General features: G+C 70.0%; 17 protein-coding genes. 11 read left to right on the top strand and 6 right to left on the bottom strand.

What is annotated here, in order from left to right; all coding sequences use genetic code 11:
• The first annotated feature begins 205 nt into the window (after positions 1-205).
• Positions 206-1,405 (top strand): hypothetical protein, encoded by a 1,200-nt coding sequence (locus tag ABD987_RS20150; RefSeq protein ID WP_345395475.1) that lies wholly within the window; start codon positions 206-208, stop codon positions 1,403-1,405.
• A gap of 69 nt (positions 1,406-1,474) precedes the next feature.
• Here ABD987_RS20150 and fbaA read toward each other — a convergent pair whose 3' ends face one another.
• The 3 genes from fbaA to ABD987_RS20135 form a co-directional block, all read right to left on the bottom strand.
• On the bottom strand, positions 1,475-2,506 hold the full coding sequence (fbaA, locus tag ABD987_RS20145; protein WP_345395472.1) for a class II fructose-bisphosphate aldolase: 1,032 nt from the start codon (positions 2,504-2,506) through the stop codon (positions 1,475-1,477).
• Between the two features lie 87 nt (positions 2,507-2,593).
• Positions 2,594-4,072: an AMP-binding protein gene (locus tag ABD987_RS20140; RefSeq protein ID WP_345395470.1), complete on the bottom strand. Its 1,479-nt coding sequence runs from the start codon at positions 4,070-4,072 to the stop codon at positions 2,594-2,596.
• A 201-nt stretch (positions 4,073-4,273) separates the two neighbouring features.
• Positions 4,274-5,089, bottom strand: coding sequence for an LLM class F420-dependent oxidoreductase (locus tag ABD987_RS20135; RefSeq protein WP_345395468.1), 816 nt, complete (start codon positions 5,087-5,089; stop codon positions 4,274-4,276).
• 115 nt (positions 5,090-5,204) lie between these two features.
• On the opposite strand from ABD987_RS20135, the gene ABD987_RS20130 reads away from it, so the two are divergent.
• Both ABD987_RS20130 and ABD987_RS20125 read left to right on the top strand, forming a co-directional pair.
• Complete coding sequence (locus ABD987_RS20130; protein WP_345395465.1) at positions 5,205-6,119, top strand: SDR family oxidoreductase; 915 nt, start codon at positions 5,205-5,207, stop codon at positions 6,117-6,119.
• A gap of 65 nt (positions 6,120-6,184) precedes the next feature.
• The gene (locus ABD987_RS20125) at positions 6,185-6,661 is read left to right on the top strand and encodes a pyridoxamine 5'-phosphate oxidase family protein (protein WP_345395462.1); all 477 of its coding nucleotides are present in this window, start codon (positions 6,185-6,187) and stop codon (positions 6,659-6,661) included.
• Here the strand turns inward: ABD987_RS20125 and ABD987_RS20120 are convergent.
• A complete protein-coding gene (locus ABD987_RS20120; protein ID WP_345395459.1) occupies positions 6,658-7,899 on the bottom strand; it encodes a LuxR C-terminal-related transcriptional regulator in 1,242 nt (413 codons plus the stop codon). The two genes, ABD987_RS20125 and ABD987_RS20120, sit on opposite strands and share 4 nt — an antisense overlap.
• Positions 7,900-7,984: 85 nt before the next feature.
• Between ABD987_RS20120 and ABD987_RS20115 the strand changes: the two genes are divergently transcribed.
• From ABD987_RS20115 to ABD987_RS20100, 4 genes are all read left to right on the top strand, one after another.
• Positions 7,985-8,785, top strand: coding sequence for a nuclear transport factor 2 family protein (locus tag ABD987_RS20115; RefSeq protein ID WP_345395456.1), 801 nt, complete (start codon positions 7,985-7,987; stop codon positions 8,783-8,785).
• A gap of 80 nt (positions 8,786-8,865) precedes the next feature.
• Positions 8,866-10,338, top strand: coding sequence for a flavin-containing monooxygenase (locus ABD987_RS20110; protein ID WP_345395453.1), 1,473 nt, complete (start codon positions 8,866-8,868; stop codon positions 10,336-10,338).
• Positions 10,335-11,213, top strand: a complete 879-nt coding sequence (locus ABD987_RS20105) for a metal-dependent hydrolase (protein ID WP_345395450.1) — start codon at positions 10,335-10,337, stop codon at positions 11,211-11,213. The genes ABD987_RS20110 and ABD987_RS20105 overlap by 4 nt, the downstream gene beginning before the upstream one ends.
• Complete coding sequence (locus ABD987_RS20100; RefSeq protein ID WP_378214187.1) at positions 11,210-12,208, top strand: PDR/VanB family oxidoreductase; 999 nt, start codon at positions 11,210-11,212, stop codon at positions 12,206-12,208. The genes ABD987_RS20105 and ABD987_RS20100 overlap by 4 nt, the downstream gene beginning before the upstream one ends.
• 32 nt (positions 12,209-12,240) lie before the next feature.
• On the opposite strand, the gene ABD987_RS20095 is transcribed toward ABD987_RS20100, so the two are convergent.
• On the bottom strand, positions 12,241-12,525 hold the full coding sequence (locus ABD987_RS20095) for a YciI family protein (protein WP_345396199.1): 285 nt from the start codon (positions 12,523-12,525) through the stop codon (positions 12,241-12,243).
• Between the two features lie 226 nt (positions 12,526-12,751).
• Here ABD987_RS20095 and ABD987_RS20090 point away from each other — a divergent pair, with 226 nt between their 5' ends.
• From ABD987_RS20090 to ABD987_RS20075, 4 genes are all read left to right on the top strand, one after another.
• The gene (locus ABD987_RS20090) at positions 12,752-13,327 is read left to right on the top strand and encodes a SigE family RNA polymerase sigma factor (RefSeq protein ID WP_345395447.1); all 576 of its coding nucleotides are present in this window, start codon (positions 12,752-12,754) and stop codon (positions 13,325-13,327) included.
• A 92-nt stretch (positions 13,328-13,419) separates the two neighbouring features.
• Positions 13,420-14,571, top strand: a complete 1,152-nt coding sequence (gene nagA / locus ABD987_RS20085; RefSeq protein WP_345396196.1) for an N-acetylglucosamine-6-phosphate deacetylase — start codon at positions 13,420-13,422, stop codon at positions 14,569-14,571.
• A 37-nt stretch (positions 14,572-14,608) separates the two neighbouring features.
• A complete protein-coding gene (locus tag ABD987_RS20080; protein WP_345395444.1) occupies positions 14,609-15,043 on the top strand; it encodes a hypothetical protein in 435 nt (144 codons plus the stop codon).
• A 63-nt stretch (positions 15,044-15,106) separates the two neighbouring features.
• Complete coding sequence (locus ABD987_RS20075) at positions 15,107-15,817, top strand: DedA family protein (protein ID WP_345395441.1); 711 nt, start codon at positions 15,107-15,109, stop codon at positions 15,815-15,817.
• 49 nt (positions 15,818-15,866) lie between these two features.
• Here the strand turns inward: ABD987_RS20075 and ABD987_RS20070 are convergent, their stop codons facing one another.
• Positions 15,867-17,258: an FAD-binding oxidoreductase gene (locus ABD987_RS20070; protein ID WP_345395438.1), complete on the bottom strand. Its 1,392-nt coding sequence runs from the start codon at positions 17,256-17,258 to the stop codon at positions 15,867-15,869.
• Positions 17,259-17,261 lie beyond the last annotated feature (3 nt).

The following is a 17,261-nucleotide window of genomic DNA, read 5'->3' as shown; positions in this document are numbered from 1 at the left end:
AGACTCCCGAGCACGCCGCCACCGGCGAGCACGAGCGCGGCGATGACCACCGCGGCGACAACACGTTTGGGCATCATGGCCGGACACCATGCCGCGCCGACCACGCCGGTGGCAAATCCGCCACCCCTACGGGTGAACCCTGGTTTTCGCGGCGTCCGCCACGTTTTCCGCCCGGTCGTCCCGGCGAGCAGGGATGATGTCCGGCATGACGAAGGCAGGAGACGTCACCGGGGCACTCGAGCCCGACGTCGTTCCCCGCGGCCCCATCGGGAAGACGAAGCTGTTCTTCCAGCGGCACTGGCACCGCGGCGCGCCGGGCACGCCGACGCCGGACTGGGTGCTGCGCTTCTGCTACGGGATGTGGCTGGCCGCGTTCGCCTTCAAGCTGCTCGGCTCGTCGTGGGACATGTCGTGGCACTTCATGTGGCTGCGCGACGACCTCGCCCCGCCGCACCTGATCAACACCGTCGGCACCGTGATCATCCTGGTGCTGGTGGCGATCCACAGCTACACCGGCATGGGCTGCGACAAACGTTCGCTGCGGCTGATGCAGATCGGGCTCGTCGTGTTCCTGGTCGCCGCGCCGCTCGACGTCATCAACCACCGCGTCAACGGCCTCGACCTGACCGCGTGGAGCCCCTCGCACATGATGCTCTACCTGGGCACCGGCATCATGCAGGCCGGAGTGCTCCTCGGCTGGCTCAGGCTGGCCGCGCCCGGACGGTTCCGCACCGGCGTGCTGCTCGCGCTGTGGGCGTTCTTCCTGGAGAACACGTTCTTCCCCAACGGCCAGCAGGAGTACGGCATCCTCGGGCTGCGAGCCTGGGAACGCGGGACACCGGAGGCCGAGCCGACGCTGCTGGACTTCGCCGCGAACCAGATCGGCCACCCCGTCGACCGGACGGCGGTCCTGCACTTCACCATGCCGATCCCGGAGTGGGTCTACCCGCTGTGGGGCATCGCCGTGATGGCGCTGATCCTCGCGCTCGCCCGCAAGACCGTCGGGACGCGCTGGGCCGCGACGACCGTCGCCGCCGCGTACGTGGTCTACCGCGCGGTGATGTGGCCACTGCTGCTCGGCATGGGCTTCCCCGTCTCGACCGTGCCGTTCTACCTGCTCGCGGTCGGTCTCGCGATCGACCTCGCCTACCGGATCGGCCGCGAGCACGTCCTGTCCACCGCGGCGATCGGCGCCCTGCTGGTCACCGCGTTCGGCTACGGCGCGCTGTGGCTCCAGACGCAGTTCCGGCCGTGGCTCCTCGGCGACGCGCACACCGAGTCGGCGCCGCCGTTCGCGTACTGGACGGCCGGGGCCGCGCTCGTCGGCGTCTTCGCGCTGTGGGCCGCCGCGGTCCCGCTCACCCGCTGGTCGGCCACACGCAAGGCCCGGATCGCCGCTTCCTGACCCGCATGCGCTGAAGGCCACCATGAGGGCGTTCAAGTCCCTCATGGTGGCCTTCAGAGGCTTTGTGCCTTACTTGAGCTTGTTGCCCGCCGAGCCCAGTGACTGCGCGGCCTCGACGACGCGGGCGGCCATGCCGGCCTCCGCGGCCTTGAGGTAGCTGCGCGGGTCGTAGACCTTCTTGTTGCCGACCTCGCCGTCGATCTTCAGCACGCCGTCGTAGTTCTTGAAGAAGTGATCCGCGATCGGGCGAGTGAACGCGTACTGCGTGTCGGTGTCGACGTTCATCTTCACCACGCCGTAGGACACCGCCTCCCGGATCTCCTCCGGCAGCGAGCCCGAACCGCCGTGGAACACCAGCTCGAATGGCTTCGAGCCGGCCGCGAGGCCGAGCTTCTTCGCCGCCGCCTCCTGGCCGCCCTTGAGCACGTCCGGGCGCAGCTTGACGTTGCCCGGCTTGTAGACGCCGTGCACGTTGCCGAAGGTCGCGGCCAGCAGGTAGCGGCCGTTCTCCCCGGAGCCGAGCGCGTCGATCGTCTTCAGGAAGTCGCCCTCGGCGGTGTACAGCTTCTCGTTGATGTCGTGCGCGACGCCGTCCTCCTCGCCGCCGACGACGCCGATCTCGACCTCGAGGATGATGTTCGCGGCGGCGGCCTTGGCCAGCAGCTCCTGCGCGATCTGCAGGTTCTCGTCAAGGTCGATCGCCGAACCGTCCCACATGTGCGACTGGAACAGCGGGTGCTGACCGTTCTTGACCCGCTCCGCGGAGATCTCGATCAGCGGCCGGACGAAGCCGTCCAGCTTGTCCTTCGGGCAGTGGTCGGTGTGCAGGGCGACGTTGACGTCGTACTTGGCGGCGACGACCTGCGCGAACTCGGCCAGCGCGACCGAGCCGGTGACCATGTCCTTGACCTTCTGCCCGGACGCGAATTCGGCGCCACCGGTGGAGAACTGGATGATGCCGTCGCTCTCCGCCTCGGCGAACCCGCGGATCGCGGCGTTCAGGGTTTCCGACGAGGTCACGTTGATGGCCGGGTAGGCGAACTCGTTCGCCTTGGCCCGGTCCAGCATCTCCGCGTAGACCTCGGGGGTGGCGATGGGCATCGGTTTCCTCCTCGGAACGGCTTGGCTCTCGGGCGCATCGTACGAGGTGGACCGGCACGACACACCGGTCCCATGGCCTCGCCCACATCATCCCGCGGCGGCGCGCAGCAGCTTCAGGTCGGGCTTGCCGATGTCGGTCAGCGGAATCTCGTCGACCAGGCGCAGCGCGTGCGGCGCGTACATCGCCCCCATCCGCGCGGTGACGAACTCCCGGACCTCGTCGAGCGTGATCGTCCGGCCGGGCGCGGGCCGCGCCGCGACGTGGATGCGTTCGAGCCGGTCCTCGTCGGGCACGCCGAAGACCGCGACCTCGGCGACGGCGTCGTAGCCGAGCAGCACGTCCTCGAGTTCGGCGGGGTACGCGTGGCCGCCGACCACGATGATCATGTCCTTGATCCGCCCGGACAGGTGCAGGTAGCCCTCCTCGTCGAGGAAGCCGACGTCGCCGGTGTGCACCCAGCCGTCGCGGAACACCTGGGCGGTCAGCTCCGGGTTGCGCCAGTACCGCGTCGCGCCGACCGCGGAGCGCACGCAGACCTCGCCGCGTTCCCCGGCAGGAAGATCCCGGCCCCGCTCGTCCCGGATCGCCACCTCGACACCGGGCAGCGGGCGCCCCGCGGTCTCGATCAGTTCGGGCCGCTGGTGTTCCTCCGCGCTCAGCCGCGCGATCACGCCCGCTTCGTTCGTGCCGTAGGCCTGGATCAGGACCGGCCCGAACCGCTCCATCGCGGCCCTGATCCGCTCCGGCGAAGCCGGGCAGCCGCCGTAGTTGACCCGCCGCAGGCTGGACAGGTCGTGCTCGTCGACCGCCGGGTGATCCATCAGCGCGTAGAGCAGCGGCGGCAGCACGATCAGGTCGGTGACCCGGTACCGCTCGACCCTGGCGAGCACCTTGGCCGTGTCGAACCGCGCGAGCAGCACCAGCTTCCCGCCGGCGAGGAGTACCGCGTCGGCGCTCATTCCGGCGATGTGCGCGAGTGTGGTGCAGACGAGCTGAACGGTGTCCGGGTGGACGAGCACGCTCATGAACTCGACGATCCCGGCGTGGGTGCGGAAGCTCCACGGGATTCCCTTGGGGTGCCCGGTGGTGCCGCCGGTGTGCCGGATGCAGAACAGGTCGTCGTCGCCGACCGGGCACGGCGTCAGCGGGGTCGCGTCCGCGGCGGGCAGTTCGTCGAGGGTCAGCGTCAGCGGTACCGACGTGAGTTCGCCGAGTTCCTTGGCGCGGACGGCGAGATCCGGGTCGACGAGCAGCACGTCGGTGTCCACATCGGACACAATGGCGGCCTGCACCGCGGCCGCGACTCCTTCGTACAGGCCGACGACGCGGGCACCGAGCAGGCTCACCGCGTACCGCGCGGCGAGCACCTCGGCCCGGTTCGCGGACAGCGTCGTCACCGTCGAGCCCGGCCCGACGCCGCGATCGGCGAGCCCCCTCGCCATCCGGTGCACGAGCGTGGCCAGCTCGCCCCGGCGCACCTCGGTGCCGTCCGGCTGGACGCACGCCACGGTGTCCGGCTCGACGGCGAGCGCGGCGAGGATCGATCCGACGTAGTTACCGGTCATGGGTTCCTCCCAGGTTCAAGATCACGAACCAGGGTGGCCCCTCAAGTAAGGTCGAGCTCAAGGAAACTCCCGCCATTCGACGGAAACTTCCACCGAAGGCGCCCCGAGTCGCGTAATCCCGCCATCACGGGGCTTCCGGTCCCGGTCCGTGAATGCCACATTGAGGGAGTCAGAATCCCTCAATGTGGCATTCACGGAACGTCAGAGCAGGACTTCGGCGAGCGCGCGATAGCCAGGCAGCGGGTCCTCGCCGAGTACCTGGACCGTCACGTGGTCGGCGCCCGCGTCGAGGTGGGCCCGGATCCCGGCGGCGATCGTCTCGGCGTCGCCGTGCAGGGCGAGCGCGTCGACCAGCCGGTCACTGCCCTCGCCGGCGAGGTCCTCGTCGGTGAAGCCGAGCTTGCGCAGATTGGCGGTGTAGTTGGAAAGACCGAGGTAGAACTGCACGGTCGCGCGCCCGATCTCGCGTCCCTTGGCCGGATCGGTCTCCAGTACGACCTTGTGCTCCGGCGCCAGCAGCGGGCCCTCGCCGAGGATCTCCCGCGCCTGCCGGGTGTGCTCCGGCGTGGTCAGGTAGGGATGCGCGCCCGCGGTGCGGTCCCCGGCCAGCTTGAGCACCTTGGGGCCGAGCGCCGCCAGCGCCCGCGCCTCGACCGGGACCCCGCCCTTGTCCAGCGCGTCGAGGTAGTCGACCAGCGCGGTGTAGGGCTTGGTGAACTCCTGCGTGTGCTCGCGGTGGCCCGCGCCGACGCCGAGCAGGAAGCGGTCCGGGTGCTTGGCCGCGATCCGCCGGTAGGACGCGGCCACCGTCTCGGCGTCGTCCTTCCAGATGTTGACGATCCCGGTCGCGAGCGCGATCCGGTCGGTCGCGTCGAGCAGCCGCTCGACCGCCGCCAGGTCCCCCGAGGGCGACGCGCCGATCCACAGCGCGCCGTAGCCCAGTTTCTCCAGTTCGACGGCGAGTTCGGGGGAGAACTCGTGCCGCCAGATGCCGATCCTGCCCAGTTCGATACCCATGTCCCTGGCCAACACCGGCCGGGCCGGATTTCTGCCCGGTCCGCTAACTTACTTTCTAGTAGCTTACTCGGGGTAGGTTGAGGTACGGTGCCGGAACAGTCATCGAGGAGGCATCGTGGCCAATCCCTTTTCGCTGCTCAGCGGTCCGAAAAAGGTGGACGGCAAGGTCGTCTTGATCACCGGGGCCGCCCGCGGCATCGGCGCCGGACTCGCCGAACGCCTCGCCGCGCGCGGGGCGAAGGTCGCCCTCGTCGGTCTCGAAGCCGAGGAACAGCGCAAGGTCGCCGAGCGGATCGGCCCGAACGCGCACGCGTGGGAGGCCGACGTCACCGACTGGGCCGCGCTGGAAAAGGCCACCGCCGGGGTCGTCGAGCGCTTCGGCGGGATCGACGTCGTCATCGCCAACGCCGGGATCGCGACCGCCGGTTTCGTGCGCTCGGTGGACCCGGCCGCGTTCGAGAAGGTGATCGAGGTCGACCTGCTCGGTGTCTGGCGCACGTTCCGGGTCACGCTGCCGCACGTCGTCGAGCGCCGCGGCTACCTGCTCGCCATCTCCTCGCTCGCCGCGATCACACACGCGCCCGGCATGGCGAACTACGCCGCCGCGAAGGCGGGCGTGGAGGCGTTCTCGAACAGCCTCCGCGCCGAGGTCGCGCATCTCGGTGTCAGGGTCGGGGTCGCGCATCCGACCTGGATCCGTACCGACCTCGTGGAAAGCGCCGACGCGCACCCGGTCTTCGGCAAGCTCCGCGCGAGCATGCCCGGCCTGATCGGCAAGACGTATCCGCTGAACGTGGCGCTCGACAACCTCGAAGCGGGCATTCTCAAGCGCGCCAGGACGATCCACGTACCCCGCTGGGTCGGCGGACTCAAGCTGCTTCGCTCGTTCCTGCCGCCGATCATCGAGATCGGCTCCCGCAGCCGCGTCCCGTCGGCGGACAAGGCCGCACTGGAGGACGTGAAACAGCGCGGCGCGTACGAAGCGTCGGTCACCGGACACGGCGGACGGGCCGCGACGAAACGGTCTTGATCTCGACACGGGCGGCCCTTCCGGGAGACAGTTGACCCACTGACAACAATCTCCGGAGGCCGCCCGTGTCCCGTCGCGATCAGATCCGTATGACGTCCGACGAAGTCCGCGAATACCTCGCCGGACAGAAGGTCATCAACGTCGCCAGCATCGGCCCGAACGGCCGCCCCCACCTGGCGCCGCTGTGGTACTACCCGCACGAGGACGGCGTCGCGACCTGGACGTACCGCACCTCCCAGAAGGCGAAGAACCTCTATCGGCTGGCGCAGGCGACCGTGCTCGTCGAGGACGGCGACTCGTACGAGCGGCTGCGCGGCGTCTCCTTCGAGGCCGACGTCGAGATCGTCGAGGACACCGCCGAGGTCACCCGGATGGGGATCGCGCTGATGCAGCGTTACGCGGGCGCCAAGCCCGGCGACCCCGTCCCCGACGAGCTGACGGCGTTCATCGGCGGCCAGGCCCCGAAGCGGATCGGCCTGGTCCTGCGGCCGACCAAGACCGCGAGCTGGGACCACACGAAGCTCGGCAGCGGCGTCTACTAGCCCGTCACCGAGGCGTGGAAGACGGCCGCCGCCTCGGTACGGGAGCCGACGCCGAGCTTGGCCAGGATGTTCGCGACGTGGAATTTCACCGTGGACTCGCTGATCCGCAGTTCCGCGGCGATCTCACGGTTGCGGTGGCCGAGCGCGATCCGTTGCAGCACCTCGGCCTCCCGCGCACCGAGCCCGGCCGCCGGATGCCGGGGGACCCGCGGCGCAAGCGGCAGGTTCGCGCGGACCGTGAGTCCCCAGCCGGGGGTGGCGTCGACCTCGAACCGCCCGCGTTGGGCGCGGACGCGTTCGGCGAGGTGCCCGAGGTCGATCCGGTCGCGGAGTTCGCCGGGACCGTCGTCGCGGACCAGCACGACCAGTTCGCCTTCCCGCAGCTGCCAGCCGACCCGGATCCGCCGGACCTTGTCCTGCTCCAGGACCGCGAGCACCACGGCGCGGGTGGTGACCCGGGCAGCATGCGCGATGTCGGACGGCACGAACTCACTTTCACCGGGTGGGTCCAGCTCCAGCTCGACCGGCCCGTGCCGCAACAGCGGCCGCAGTGATCCGGCGAGCCGCTGGAACGCCCGTCCCAGCGGTTCCTCTCCGCCGGAAGTCCTGCGGCGCTCGGCGTCGGCCCTCAGGTCCTCCAGGGCGTTCAACGCGAGGTCGATGGCCGACGCGCGAGCGGTTGCGTCGTCGACCTGGCGGCTGCGCAGCACGCCGAGCAACCCGGCCATCGCCGCCGCGTGCGCCTCGCTCAGCTCGGCCACCGCGGTTTCGCTCGCCTGCGCGATGGCCCGCGCGCGGGCGAGCACCTCCGGCTGGGAGGTGAGCGTGAGCTGGTACTGGATCATCGTCGCCAAGTCCCACAACGCCTGGACCAGCTCGACGGTTTCCTCCGGCAGCGGCTCGGCGTCCGGCCGGACGAACACCACCAGCGCCCCGCTCGGCGCCCGGTCACTCGCCACGGCCAACACGGGGAACTCTCCACCGGCAATCCGAACTGTGCCCTGCCAAGGCTTTCCGGCCGTGACACACCCGAGCAACGCACCGAGTTCCGCCCCGGTGACGGCCGCGGCGAGGTCCGGCTCGCCGACGGCCCGCACCGGCGTCGCCGTGCAGTAGATCGCCAGGTGGGCAGCCATCCGGTGCGGCAGGTACTCGCCAAGGACCTCGGACAGGCGGTCGAGCGTTTCCGGCCCCGGCTGCTGCGCGACCCGCACCGCGAGGCCAAGCGCGGGCTCCATCCCCCCAGCGTACGTTCTTTCGGCCAGGCACGAACCGGCCGAACGACCAGCGCACCGGCACGCGTACCCGCCCAGGATCGAGGGTATGCACGCACTGCTGACGGAGTACTTCCGCGACAAAAGCAACCTGGACCTCGACCGGACGATGGACTACTTCTCCCGCGCCGGCACCACCTACCTCGACGCCACGCTCGGCTGGGCCATGCACTCCTGGCAGGAGGTGTACGACGCCTTCGCGCAGAACATGCCGAACTGGCCGCCCGTCTCGGCGTCGTACCCGACCCGCGTAATCGGCGACGAGAACAGCGCGATCGTGTTCTTCACCGACGCCGCCGGGATGTTCGGCCCGAAGGAAATCCGCCTCGCCGGCGCCGTCGACGTGCGGGACGGCAAGATCGTCCGCTGGGTCGACTACTGGGACGGCCGGCACTTCGGCGTCGAAAGCTTCCAGAAGCTGCGAATGCCCGAGGCACCCACCGACTACGGCGAGGCGCGCGCCGGGGTGGCCGCGTCCGAGGCCGCCCAGCAGACCGTGACGAACCTCACTTCGGCTCTCCGCGCCGGAAACCCGCCGGCCGCGGTGGAGTGCTTCACACCCGACGCGGTGTACGAGGATCTGCCCGCCCACCTGCAGGTCATCGGCCAGCAGAGCATCGGCGCGTTCCTCACCAAGGCCGCGAAGCCGCTGCCGTACGCCGGCCCGGACGTCGAGGTCCGGCACGTGCTGAGCGGCGGCTACGAGTGGACCGGTCCGGACGGCTTCGGCATCACCGCGCTGGAGCTGGACGACGAGGCCCGGATCTCGCGGCTGACGTCGACATGGAACGGCGCCCTGGTCACCCCCGACACGCTGCTCGAGCTGGCTGCCGCCGCGATCGAGTACTGACCAGTAGGGAGTACTTCCGAGTAACTGTTACTTGAGGTAACGTCATAGGCGGAGCACCCCAGCGCAGCGGAGGCCGTCTGATGACCGAACGCTTCAAGGTCGTGATCGTTGGCACCGGGTTTTCCGGGCTCGGCCAGGCGATCCAGCTCGAAAAGGCCGGGATCCGGGACTACGTGATCCTGGAGAAGGCCGACGAGGTGGGTGGCACCTGGCGCGACAACTCGTACCCGGGCTGCGCCTGCGACGTGCAGTCGCACATGTACTCCTTCTCCTACGAGCAGAACCCCGACTGGTCGCGGTCGTTCTCGCCGCAGCCGGAGATCTTCGACTACCTCAAGGGCGTCGCGGACAAGTACCGGCTGCGCGAGAAGATCCGCTTCGGCATCGAGATCACCGGGGCGCACTGGGACGAGGGCGAGCGGCGCTGGACCGTCGAGACCAAGTCCGGCCAGGAGTTCTCCGCGCGGTTCCTCGTCTCCGGCGTCGGCGGCCTGCACATCCCGCAGATCCCGGAACTGCCGGGGATCGAGAAGTTCAAGGGCCAGAAGTGGCACTCCGCGCAGTGGAACCACGAGTACGACCTGAAGGGCAAGAAGGTCGCGGTCGTCGGCACCGGGGCCAGCGCCGTCCAGTTCGTGCCGAAGATCGCGCCCGAGGTCGGCGAGCTGACGCTGTTCCAGCGGACGCCGCCGTGGATCATGCCGAAACCCGACCACGCGATGCCCGGCTGGGCGAAGACGCTGTTCCGCCGCGTCCCCGGCACCCAGCGCGCCTACCGCAACGTGCTCTACTGGCTGCTCGAAGCCCGCGCGATCGGGTTCAACGGCCACCCGGCGATCATGAAGGCCGGCGAGCTCATCGCGCGGCGGAACATCGCCAAGGGCATCAAGGATCCCGCGCTGCGCCGCAAGGTCACCCCGGACTACACCATGGGCTGCAAGCGGGTCCTCATCTCCAACGACTACTACCCGGCGCTCGACCGGTCCAATGTGGACGTCGTGACGAGCGGGGTACGCGAGGTGAAGGCGCACAGCGTCGTCGACGGCGCCGGGGTCGAGCACGAGGTCGACGCGATCATCTACGGCACCGGTTTCCACGTCACCGACGCGCTGGAATACCTCGACATCACCGGTGTCGAGGGCCGCAGTCTCGCGAAGACCTGGGCCACCAACGGGCTGGAGACCCACAAGGGCATCACCGTCTCCGGTTTCCCGAACCTGTTCTTCCTGCTCGGCCCGAACACCGCGCTGGGCCACAACTCCGTGGTGTTCATGATCGAATCGCAGTCCCGGTACGTGGTCGACGCGATCAAGCTCGCCGACTCCCGCGACGCCGCCGCGCTGAACGTCCGACCCGGCGTGCAGGACCGGTTCCAGGCCGAGATCCAGGACAAGCTCGTCAAGGGCGTGTGGACGCAGGGCGGCTGCAAGAGCTGGTACCTGGACGCGAAGGGCGTCAACCGCACGATCTGGCCCGGGTTCACCTGGCGCTACTGGTTGGAGACCCGGAAGGTGGACCCGAGCGACTACGAGCTGTCCGGACGTGCTCGGTGACGGCCACGCACGAGGAGCACGAACAGATCGTCCTGCACGCGCGCGACGTCAGGTTCGACTGGGCTTCGCTGCCGATGCACTGGATTCCCGGCGAGCCACAGGCGACCCACACGATCAACGTGCTGCACATCGCGCTGCCCGAGGGCGAACGCTGGTTCGTCGAGGTGTTCAAGCAGGCCGTACCGCTGATCCGCGACGAGCGGCTCAAGGAGGACGTGCTCGGCTTCATCGGCCAGGAGGCGATGCACGCCGAGGCACACGACGGCGCCGCCGCGCACCTCGAAGCCGCCGGGCTGTCCGTGCGACCCTACGTCGCGCAGATGGAATGGCTGTTCCGCAAGCTGCTCGGCGACCGGGACCTGACCGGCAGGGCCGCCGAGGAATGGCTGGTCGAGCGGCTCGGCGTGATCGCCGCGATCGAGCACTACACCGCGTTCCTCGGCCAGTGGGTCCTGGACGCGAAGGCACTGGACGCGGCGGGCGCGGATCCGACGATGCTGGACCTGCTGCGCTGGCACGGCGCCGAAGAGGTCGAACACCGGTCCGTCGCCTACGACCTGTTCCGCCATCTCGACCGGCGCTACACCCGGCGCGTGCGGAGCATGGCGGTGGTGACCCCGGCGCTGCTGTGGATTTTCGTGCGCGGCACCAGGTTCCTCATGCGCAACGACCCGGCGTCGCCGGGGAAGGCGAGTTTCCGCGCCTATCGCCGGGCGGCGAAGAAGGGCCTGCTGCCCACCGGGCGGCAGCTGCTGCGCGAGATCCGGCCCTACTTCCGCCGGGACTATCACCCGACCGAGACGGGCAACACCGAACAGGCCGTGGCGTACCTGGCGAGCTCGCCCGCCGCGCAGGCGGCCGACGCGCCGAAGTGAACCTCCCGCACCGGCTCGACGGCGGGCCGGGCACCGATCGCGCACTGTCCCTTTTGGCCGGTGCGGCCGCGGTGTACCGGCGGCTCAGCGAGTTCAGCGGACGTCGCCGCGCCCCGGTCCGCGCCGTCGACCGGAACCTGAGGCTGCGGGTCGAGCGCGCCCGCGCCGAAGCCGACGAGGTCGTGAGCCTGCGCCTGGCCCCGCTCTCGGGCGGCCCGCTCCCCGCCTGGCGGCCGGGCGCGCACCTCGACCTCGTGCTGCCTTCCGGCGCGACGCGGCAGTACTCGCTGTGCGGAGATCCCGGCGACCGCACGGCCTATCGGATCGCGGTGCGGCGGATCGGCACCGCGTCCTCGGAGGCACACACACTGCGCGCGGGCGACGAGGTGACCGGCCGCGGGCCCCGCAACGCCTTCCCGTTCGTGACCGCGCCGCACTACCTGTTCGTCGCGGGCGGGATCGGGATCACCCCGATCCTGCCGATGGTGCGCCGGGCCGACGCGCTCGGGGCGGACTGGCGGCTCGTCTACACCGGACGGTCCCGCGCGTCGATGCCGTTCCTCGACGAGCTGGCGGGCTACGACGGGGAGCGCGTCTGGATCCGGCCGGACACCGAGTACGGGATCCCGGCCTCGGGCGCGGAGCTGCTGGAGGGGGTTCCGGACGGCGCGTCGGTGTACTGCTGCGGGCCGACGCCGATGATCACCGGCGTCCGGGTGGACCTGGCGACGACCGGCGCCTCGGCGGTGTACTTCGAGCGGTTCTCCACGCCGCCGATCGTGGGCGGGCGGCCGTTCCGGGTCGAGCTGCGGCGGTCCGGGCTGGTGCTGGACGTGCCGGCGGACCGGTCCACCCTCGACGTCGTACGCGACGTTTTGCCTGATGTGCCGTATTCGTGCCGTCAGGGGTTCTGCGGGACGTGTGTGGTGCCCGCCACCGGCGGCGGCTCGGTGCGGATCTGCGTGGACCGCGGCGACGCGACACTGGAGCTGTAGCCGCGCCGCCACGAACCGTACATTTCGGACGTTCAGTCCGCCTCGGGGACCCAGGCGCCGATGAGCGGCTTGAACTCACGCACCGTGCGCTCGACGATCACCCCTTCGAGGTGATACGGGTCCTGATCGATCAGCGCGGTCAGCGCCGCCTCGTCGTCGGCCTGGTACAGCACGAGACCGCCGGTACCGTCGCCGAACGGACCCGCGATCGCGACGCGGCCCTGCGCGGCGAGGTCCTGCAGGAATTCGCGGTGGCGCGGCCGCACCTCCGCCAGTTTCTCCTGCACGTAGCGGATCTCGACGAGATACCAGGCCATGGTGACCTCCGGGTCGGCGATGTGGGGGACGCTCGACACGTTACCGAGGGCCATGAGGGCAGTCCCACCATCCGATCGGTGGCACAGGCGGGGCGACCCGATAGGCTGGTCGTGCGCCGGGAGCTGTGCGAACGCTGTGAAATCACCACGGCACAACCAGCCAGCACCCGCGCGGGTAAGGGTGCCGGAATCGCGGCACGGTCGGGGTCGAGACAGGCAGGGATTCATGCTCGAAGGCAATGCGGAACGCAGTGTCGAGGCGACCCTCGGACACCTACGCGTGCTGGACGGGCCCGCCGGCCCACCGCAGCCGGCCGCGCCACTGAATCTCGAAGACCTCTACCGGCAGCATCGGATGCGCCTGGTCCGGCTGGCGATCCTGCTCGTGGACGAACCGGCGACCGCCGAGGACGTCGTCCAGGAGGCCTTCACCGGGCTGCACCGCAACTGGGGACGGCTGCGGGACGCGGCCGCCGCCGTCGGCTACCTGCGCACCGCGGTGGTCAACGGCTCACGAAGTGTGTTGCGCCGCAGGAAAACCGCCCGCGAATACGTTCCGCCACACGCGGTGAACGCGCGCTCGGCCGAAAGCCTGGCAATGCTCTCGAGCGAACACCAGGCCGTCGTCAGCGCGCTCTCGAAACTGCCGCCCCGGCAGCGCGAGGTGCTGGTGCTGCGCTACTACGGTGGTCTAAGCGAAGCGGAGATCTCCGAGGCCGCCGGGATCTCCAAAGGTACGGTTAAATCGACCGCCAGCCGGGCGCTGGAAGCACTGCAAAAGGCGATGCAGAGCCCACACTGAGCCCAGTTGGACCACACCGATCACTGAGTTGCGGCACCATGCTTGGTCCAGACCAATATATGCTGGGGCGCGTGAGAGGCTCCGGAGATTTCGTGATCACGGGCGGCCGAGTCGCCGCCCCGGACCGTGTACTCGACGACGGCTGGCTGGCCGTCTCCGACGGGCGGATCGCCGGGGTGGGCTCGGGGACCCCACCGGAGGGCCCCGCCGTCGACGTCGCCGGGGCGCTGGTCGTCCCCGGCTTCATCGACACGCACTGTCACGGTGGCGGTGGTGCGTCCTTCAGCACCCTCGCCCCGGACGAGGTACAGACCGCCGTGCAGGCACACCGGCGGCACGGGACGACGACCATGCTCGCCAGCCTGGTCTCCGACCACGTCGACATCCTGCGTGAGCAGATCGCCGCGCTGCGTGAGCTGGTCGAACAGGGCGACCTCGCCGGGATCCATCTGGAAGGCCCGTTCATCTCGAAGGCCCGCTGCGGCGCGCACGACCCGCTGGCGCTGCTGGAGCCGGACACCGGGACCGTGGACAAGCTGCTGCGCGCCGGGCAGGGCGCGATCCGGATGGTGACGCTCGCGCCCGAGCTGCACGGCGGCATCAAGGCCGTCCGCCAGCTCGCCGAGTCCGGGGTGATCGCCGCGATCGGGCACACCGACGGCGTCGAGGAGCAGCTGCTGCCCGCCATCGAGGCGGGCGCCACCGTCGCGACGCACCTGTTCAACGGCATGCGCCCGCTGCACCACCGCGAGCCCGGACCGGTCGGCGTCCTGCTCGACGACGAGCGCATCACCATCGAGCTGATCTGCGATCTCGTGCACCTGCACCCGACCGTGGTCCACCTCGCGGCCAGCCACGCCGGCCGCGACCGGACGGTGCTGATCACCGACGCGATGTCGGCCACCGACGCCGCCGACGGCCGGTACACCCTCGGCAGGCTCGAAGTCGACGTCCACGACGGCGTCGCCACGCTGGCCGACAACGGCTCGCTGGCGGGCAGCACGCTGACCATGGACAACGCCTTCCGGAACCTGGTGCTCGGCGCGAAGCTGCATGTCCTCGACGCCGTCCGCGCGACCTCCGCCCGGCCGGCCGAACTGCTCGGCGTCGCGAACCGGACCGGTTCGCTGCGGACCGGGTTCGCCGCCGACGTGGTCGTGCTGGACGACGACCTGCGCCCGCTGAAGGTGCTGCGACGGGGCGAGTGGGTCGCCGAGGTGGGCCGGGCTACCTTGAGTACCTGAGAACTCAAGGTCGTGCCTGACGCGGGGAGAACGCAGGATGAGCGAGCCGAAGGACCCGGAGCGGCTGCTGGCCGACGCCCTGCGCGCGCAGGCCGTCTTCGCGCCGCATCCGCAGGCTGACCGGGCCCCCGTCGGCGAGCAGAGCACGGAGCAGGCCGCCGCGACGGGGTCGGCCTCGTTCACCCGGCCTCCGGCCGAAGGGGAGCTGCCACCCCGCTACGGCCTGCTGTCCGGCGCGGGAGCGGACTCCCTGGAACGCGCCGCGATGGAGGTGGGCACCGCGCCCCAGCAGGCCCAGCCGCAACCACCGTCCCAGCCGCAACCCCAGCCGACGGCCGCTGCCGAACCCGGGACGGTCATCACGGCACCGGCTCCGGCCAGCGCACCGCTGCCGGTGCACTGGATCCTGCTGCTGGCGCTGCTGCTCGGCCTCGCCGCCGGCTCGGTGATCGGCCTGCTGACGCTGGTTTGACACGGCGCTTACCTGCGGTTCCTCCTGTGAGGACACACAGCGTCACCCTGTACCGTTTTCGGTGTGATTCTCGCCCAGAGCACAGTGACGACCATGTCCCTCCTGCCGTCGTGGCTGGACCCGCAGCACCTCCTGCAAGGGCTGGCGGCGCCGGTGATCGCCGTGCTCTGCCTGATCATCTTCGTCGAGAGCAGCATCTTCCCGGTGCTGCCCGGTGACTCGCTGCTGTTCACCGCGGGCCTGTTCATCGCGAACGGCACCCTCGACGCCCCGCTGTGGCTGGTGTGCGTCCTGGTGACGGTGGCGGCGCTGCTCGGCAACGTCGTCGGCTACTACATCGGGCACTTCGTGGGACCGAAGCTGTTCAACCGGCCGGACTCCAAGATCTTCAAACAGGAGTACGTGGACAAGACCCACGCGTTCCTCGACAAGCACGGCCCGAAGGCCGTGGTGCTGGCGCGGTTCGTGCCGTTCGTGCGGACGTTCATCACCTGGATCGCCGGGATCGGCCGCATGGACCCGAAGCGCTACTTCACCTACACGGTCATCGGCGGCATCCTGTGGGCCGCGGGGATCACCGTGCTCGGTTCGCTGCTGGGCAACATCTCCTTCATCGCCAACAACGTCGACGCGATCTTCGTCCTGATCGTGCTCGTGTCGGTCGTCCCGATCGTCATCGAGTACCTGAAGAGCAGGCGCGAGAAGAAGTCCGCCGCCGCGGCCGCGGCGGCGGACCCCGACATCACCCAGCAGATTCCGCGCATCCGCGACTGACCGCCGGGCTCCACAGTGGACGGGGCCCGTACGTGCCGGGCCCGCGGCGTCAGGTGAGGGAGAACATCGAGCCCGGGTTGAAGAGGTTGTCCGGGTCCAGCGCCTGCTTGATCTGGCGGTGTACCCGCAGCCCGACCGGCCCGATCTCGCGCTCCAGCCACTCGCGCTTGATCTTGCCGACGCCGTGCTCACCGGTCACCGTGCCGCCCAGCGAGAGCACGACCTCAAGGATCGCGTCGAACGCCTTCCGCGCGCGGGCGAACTCGTCCGGGTCGTCGGGCTGGTAGACGATCGTGGGGTGCATGTTCCCGTCACCGGCGTGCCCGACGACGGCGATCCGCAGCCCGACCTCCTCGCTGATCCGCTCGCAGCCCAGGATCAGCTCGGCGATCCGGGTACGCGGGACACAGAGGTCGTCGGTCAGCCACACGCCGTACATCTCCAGCGCGGTCAGCACCACCCGGCGCGCCTGGAGCAGCATCTTGCCCTCTTCGAGGTCGTCCGTGGCGTAGACGAGGTCGGCCCCGCAGTCGGTGCAGATCTGCTCCAGCACGGCCAGTTCGCGCCGTGCCGCCTCGCCGCCCGAGTCGGACTGGGCGAGCAGCAGCGCCCGGCAGTCCGAGCCCGCGCCGAGATCCGTCTTCAGGTACGCCTCGGCCGCCTTGATCGACGACGCGTCCATGATCTCCAGCAGTGACGGCACGAGCCCTTCGCGCACCGCGCGGGCGACCACCTCGCACGCGGCCTCGGTGGTGCTGAACCCGGCGACCAGGGTCGCGGGCGCCTGCGGGAGCGGTTTGAGCGCGACGGTCGCCTGCGTGATCACGCCGAGTGTGCCCTCGCTACCGACGAACAGCCGGGCCAGGTCGTATCCCGCGACCCCCTTCACCGTGCGCCTGCCGGTTTTGAGCAGCGAACCGTCCGCCAGCACGACCTCAAGACCGAGCACGGAATCCGTGGTCACCCCGTACTTCACGCAGCACAGCCCGCCCGCGTTGGTGGCCAGGTTGCCGCCGATGGTGCACCAGTCGTAGCTCGACGGGTCGGGCGGATAGAACAGGCCGTGCTTCTCGACCGCGGAGCGGAAGTCGAGGTTCACGACGCCTGGCTGCACCACGGCGAGGCGGTTGCCCGCGTCGATCTCGACGACCTTGTCGAGCTTCGTCAGCACCAGCACGACGCAGCCGTCGACGGCGTTCGCGGCGCCGGAAAGCCCGCTTCCGGCGCCGCGCGGCACGATCGGCACTCCCGCCTCGGCGCACGCGCGAACGGTGGCCTGCACGCCCTCGGTGTCGGACGGCAGGACCACCGCCACGGGCTTGCCCGCCGAGGCGAGCGGCATCATGTCCCGCGAGTAGGTGGCGAGCACGTCAGCGTCGGTGAGGACCGCGTCCTTGCCGATCTGTTCCTGGAGCCGGGCGATGAGGGCGTCGTTGCTCATGGA

Origin of the sequence: Amycolatopsis samaneae (assembly GCF_039541975.1) — a bacterium.
Classification (GTDB): domain Bacteria; phylum Actinomycetota; class Actinomycetes; order Mycobacteriales; family Pseudonocardiaceae; genus Amycolatopsis; species Amycolatopsis samaneae.
This window is presented reverse-complemented; position numbering and strand designations above follow the sequence as displayed.

Bases quoted from the DNA above. Each gene is read 5' to 3' on its own strand.
- ABD987_RS20150 (WP_345395475.1), top strand. From the start codon at position 206: ATGACGAAGGCAGGAGACGTCACCGGGGCACTCGAGCCCGACGTCGTT.
- fbaA (WP_345395472.1), bottom strand. From the start codon at position 2,506: ATGCCCATCGCCACCCCCGAGGTCTACGCGGAGATGCTGGACCGGGCC.
- ABD987_RS20140 (WP_345395470.1), bottom strand. From the start codon at position 4,072: ATGACCGGTAACTACGTCGGATCGATCCTCGCCGCGCTCGCCGTCGAG.
- ABD987_RS20135 (WP_345395468.1), bottom strand. From the start codon at position 5,089: ATGGGTATCGAACTGGGCAGGATCGGCATCTGGCGGCACGAGTTCTCC.
- ABD987_RS20120 (WP_345395459.1), bottom strand. From the start codon at position 7,899: ATGGAGCCCGCGCTTGGCCTCGCGGTGCGGGTCGCGCAGCAGCCGGGG.
- ABD987_RS20115 (WP_345395456.1), top strand. From the start codon at position 7,985: ATGCACGCACTGCTGACGGAGTACTTCCGCGACAAAAGCAACCTGGAC.
- ABD987_RS20110 (WP_345395453.1), top strand. From the start codon at position 8,866: ATGACCGAACGCTTCAAGGTCGTGATCGTTGGCACCGGGTTTTCCGGG.
- ABD987_RS20095 (WP_345396199.1), bottom strand. From the start codon at position 12,525: ATGGCCTGGTATCTCGTCGAGATCCGCTACGTGCAGGAGAAACTGGCG.
- ABD987_RS20090 (WP_345395447.1), top strand. From the start codon at position 12,752: ATGCTCGAAGGCAATGCGGAACGCAGTGTCGAGGCGACCCTCGGACAC.
- ABD987_RS20080 (WP_345395444.1), top strand. From the start codon at position 14,609: ATGAGCGAGCCGAAGGACCCGGAGCGGCTGCTGGCCGACGCCCTGCGC.
- ABD987_RS20070 (WP_345395438.1), bottom strand. From the start codon at position 17,258: ATGAGCAACGACGCCCTCATCGCCCGGCTCCAGGAACAGATCGGCAAG.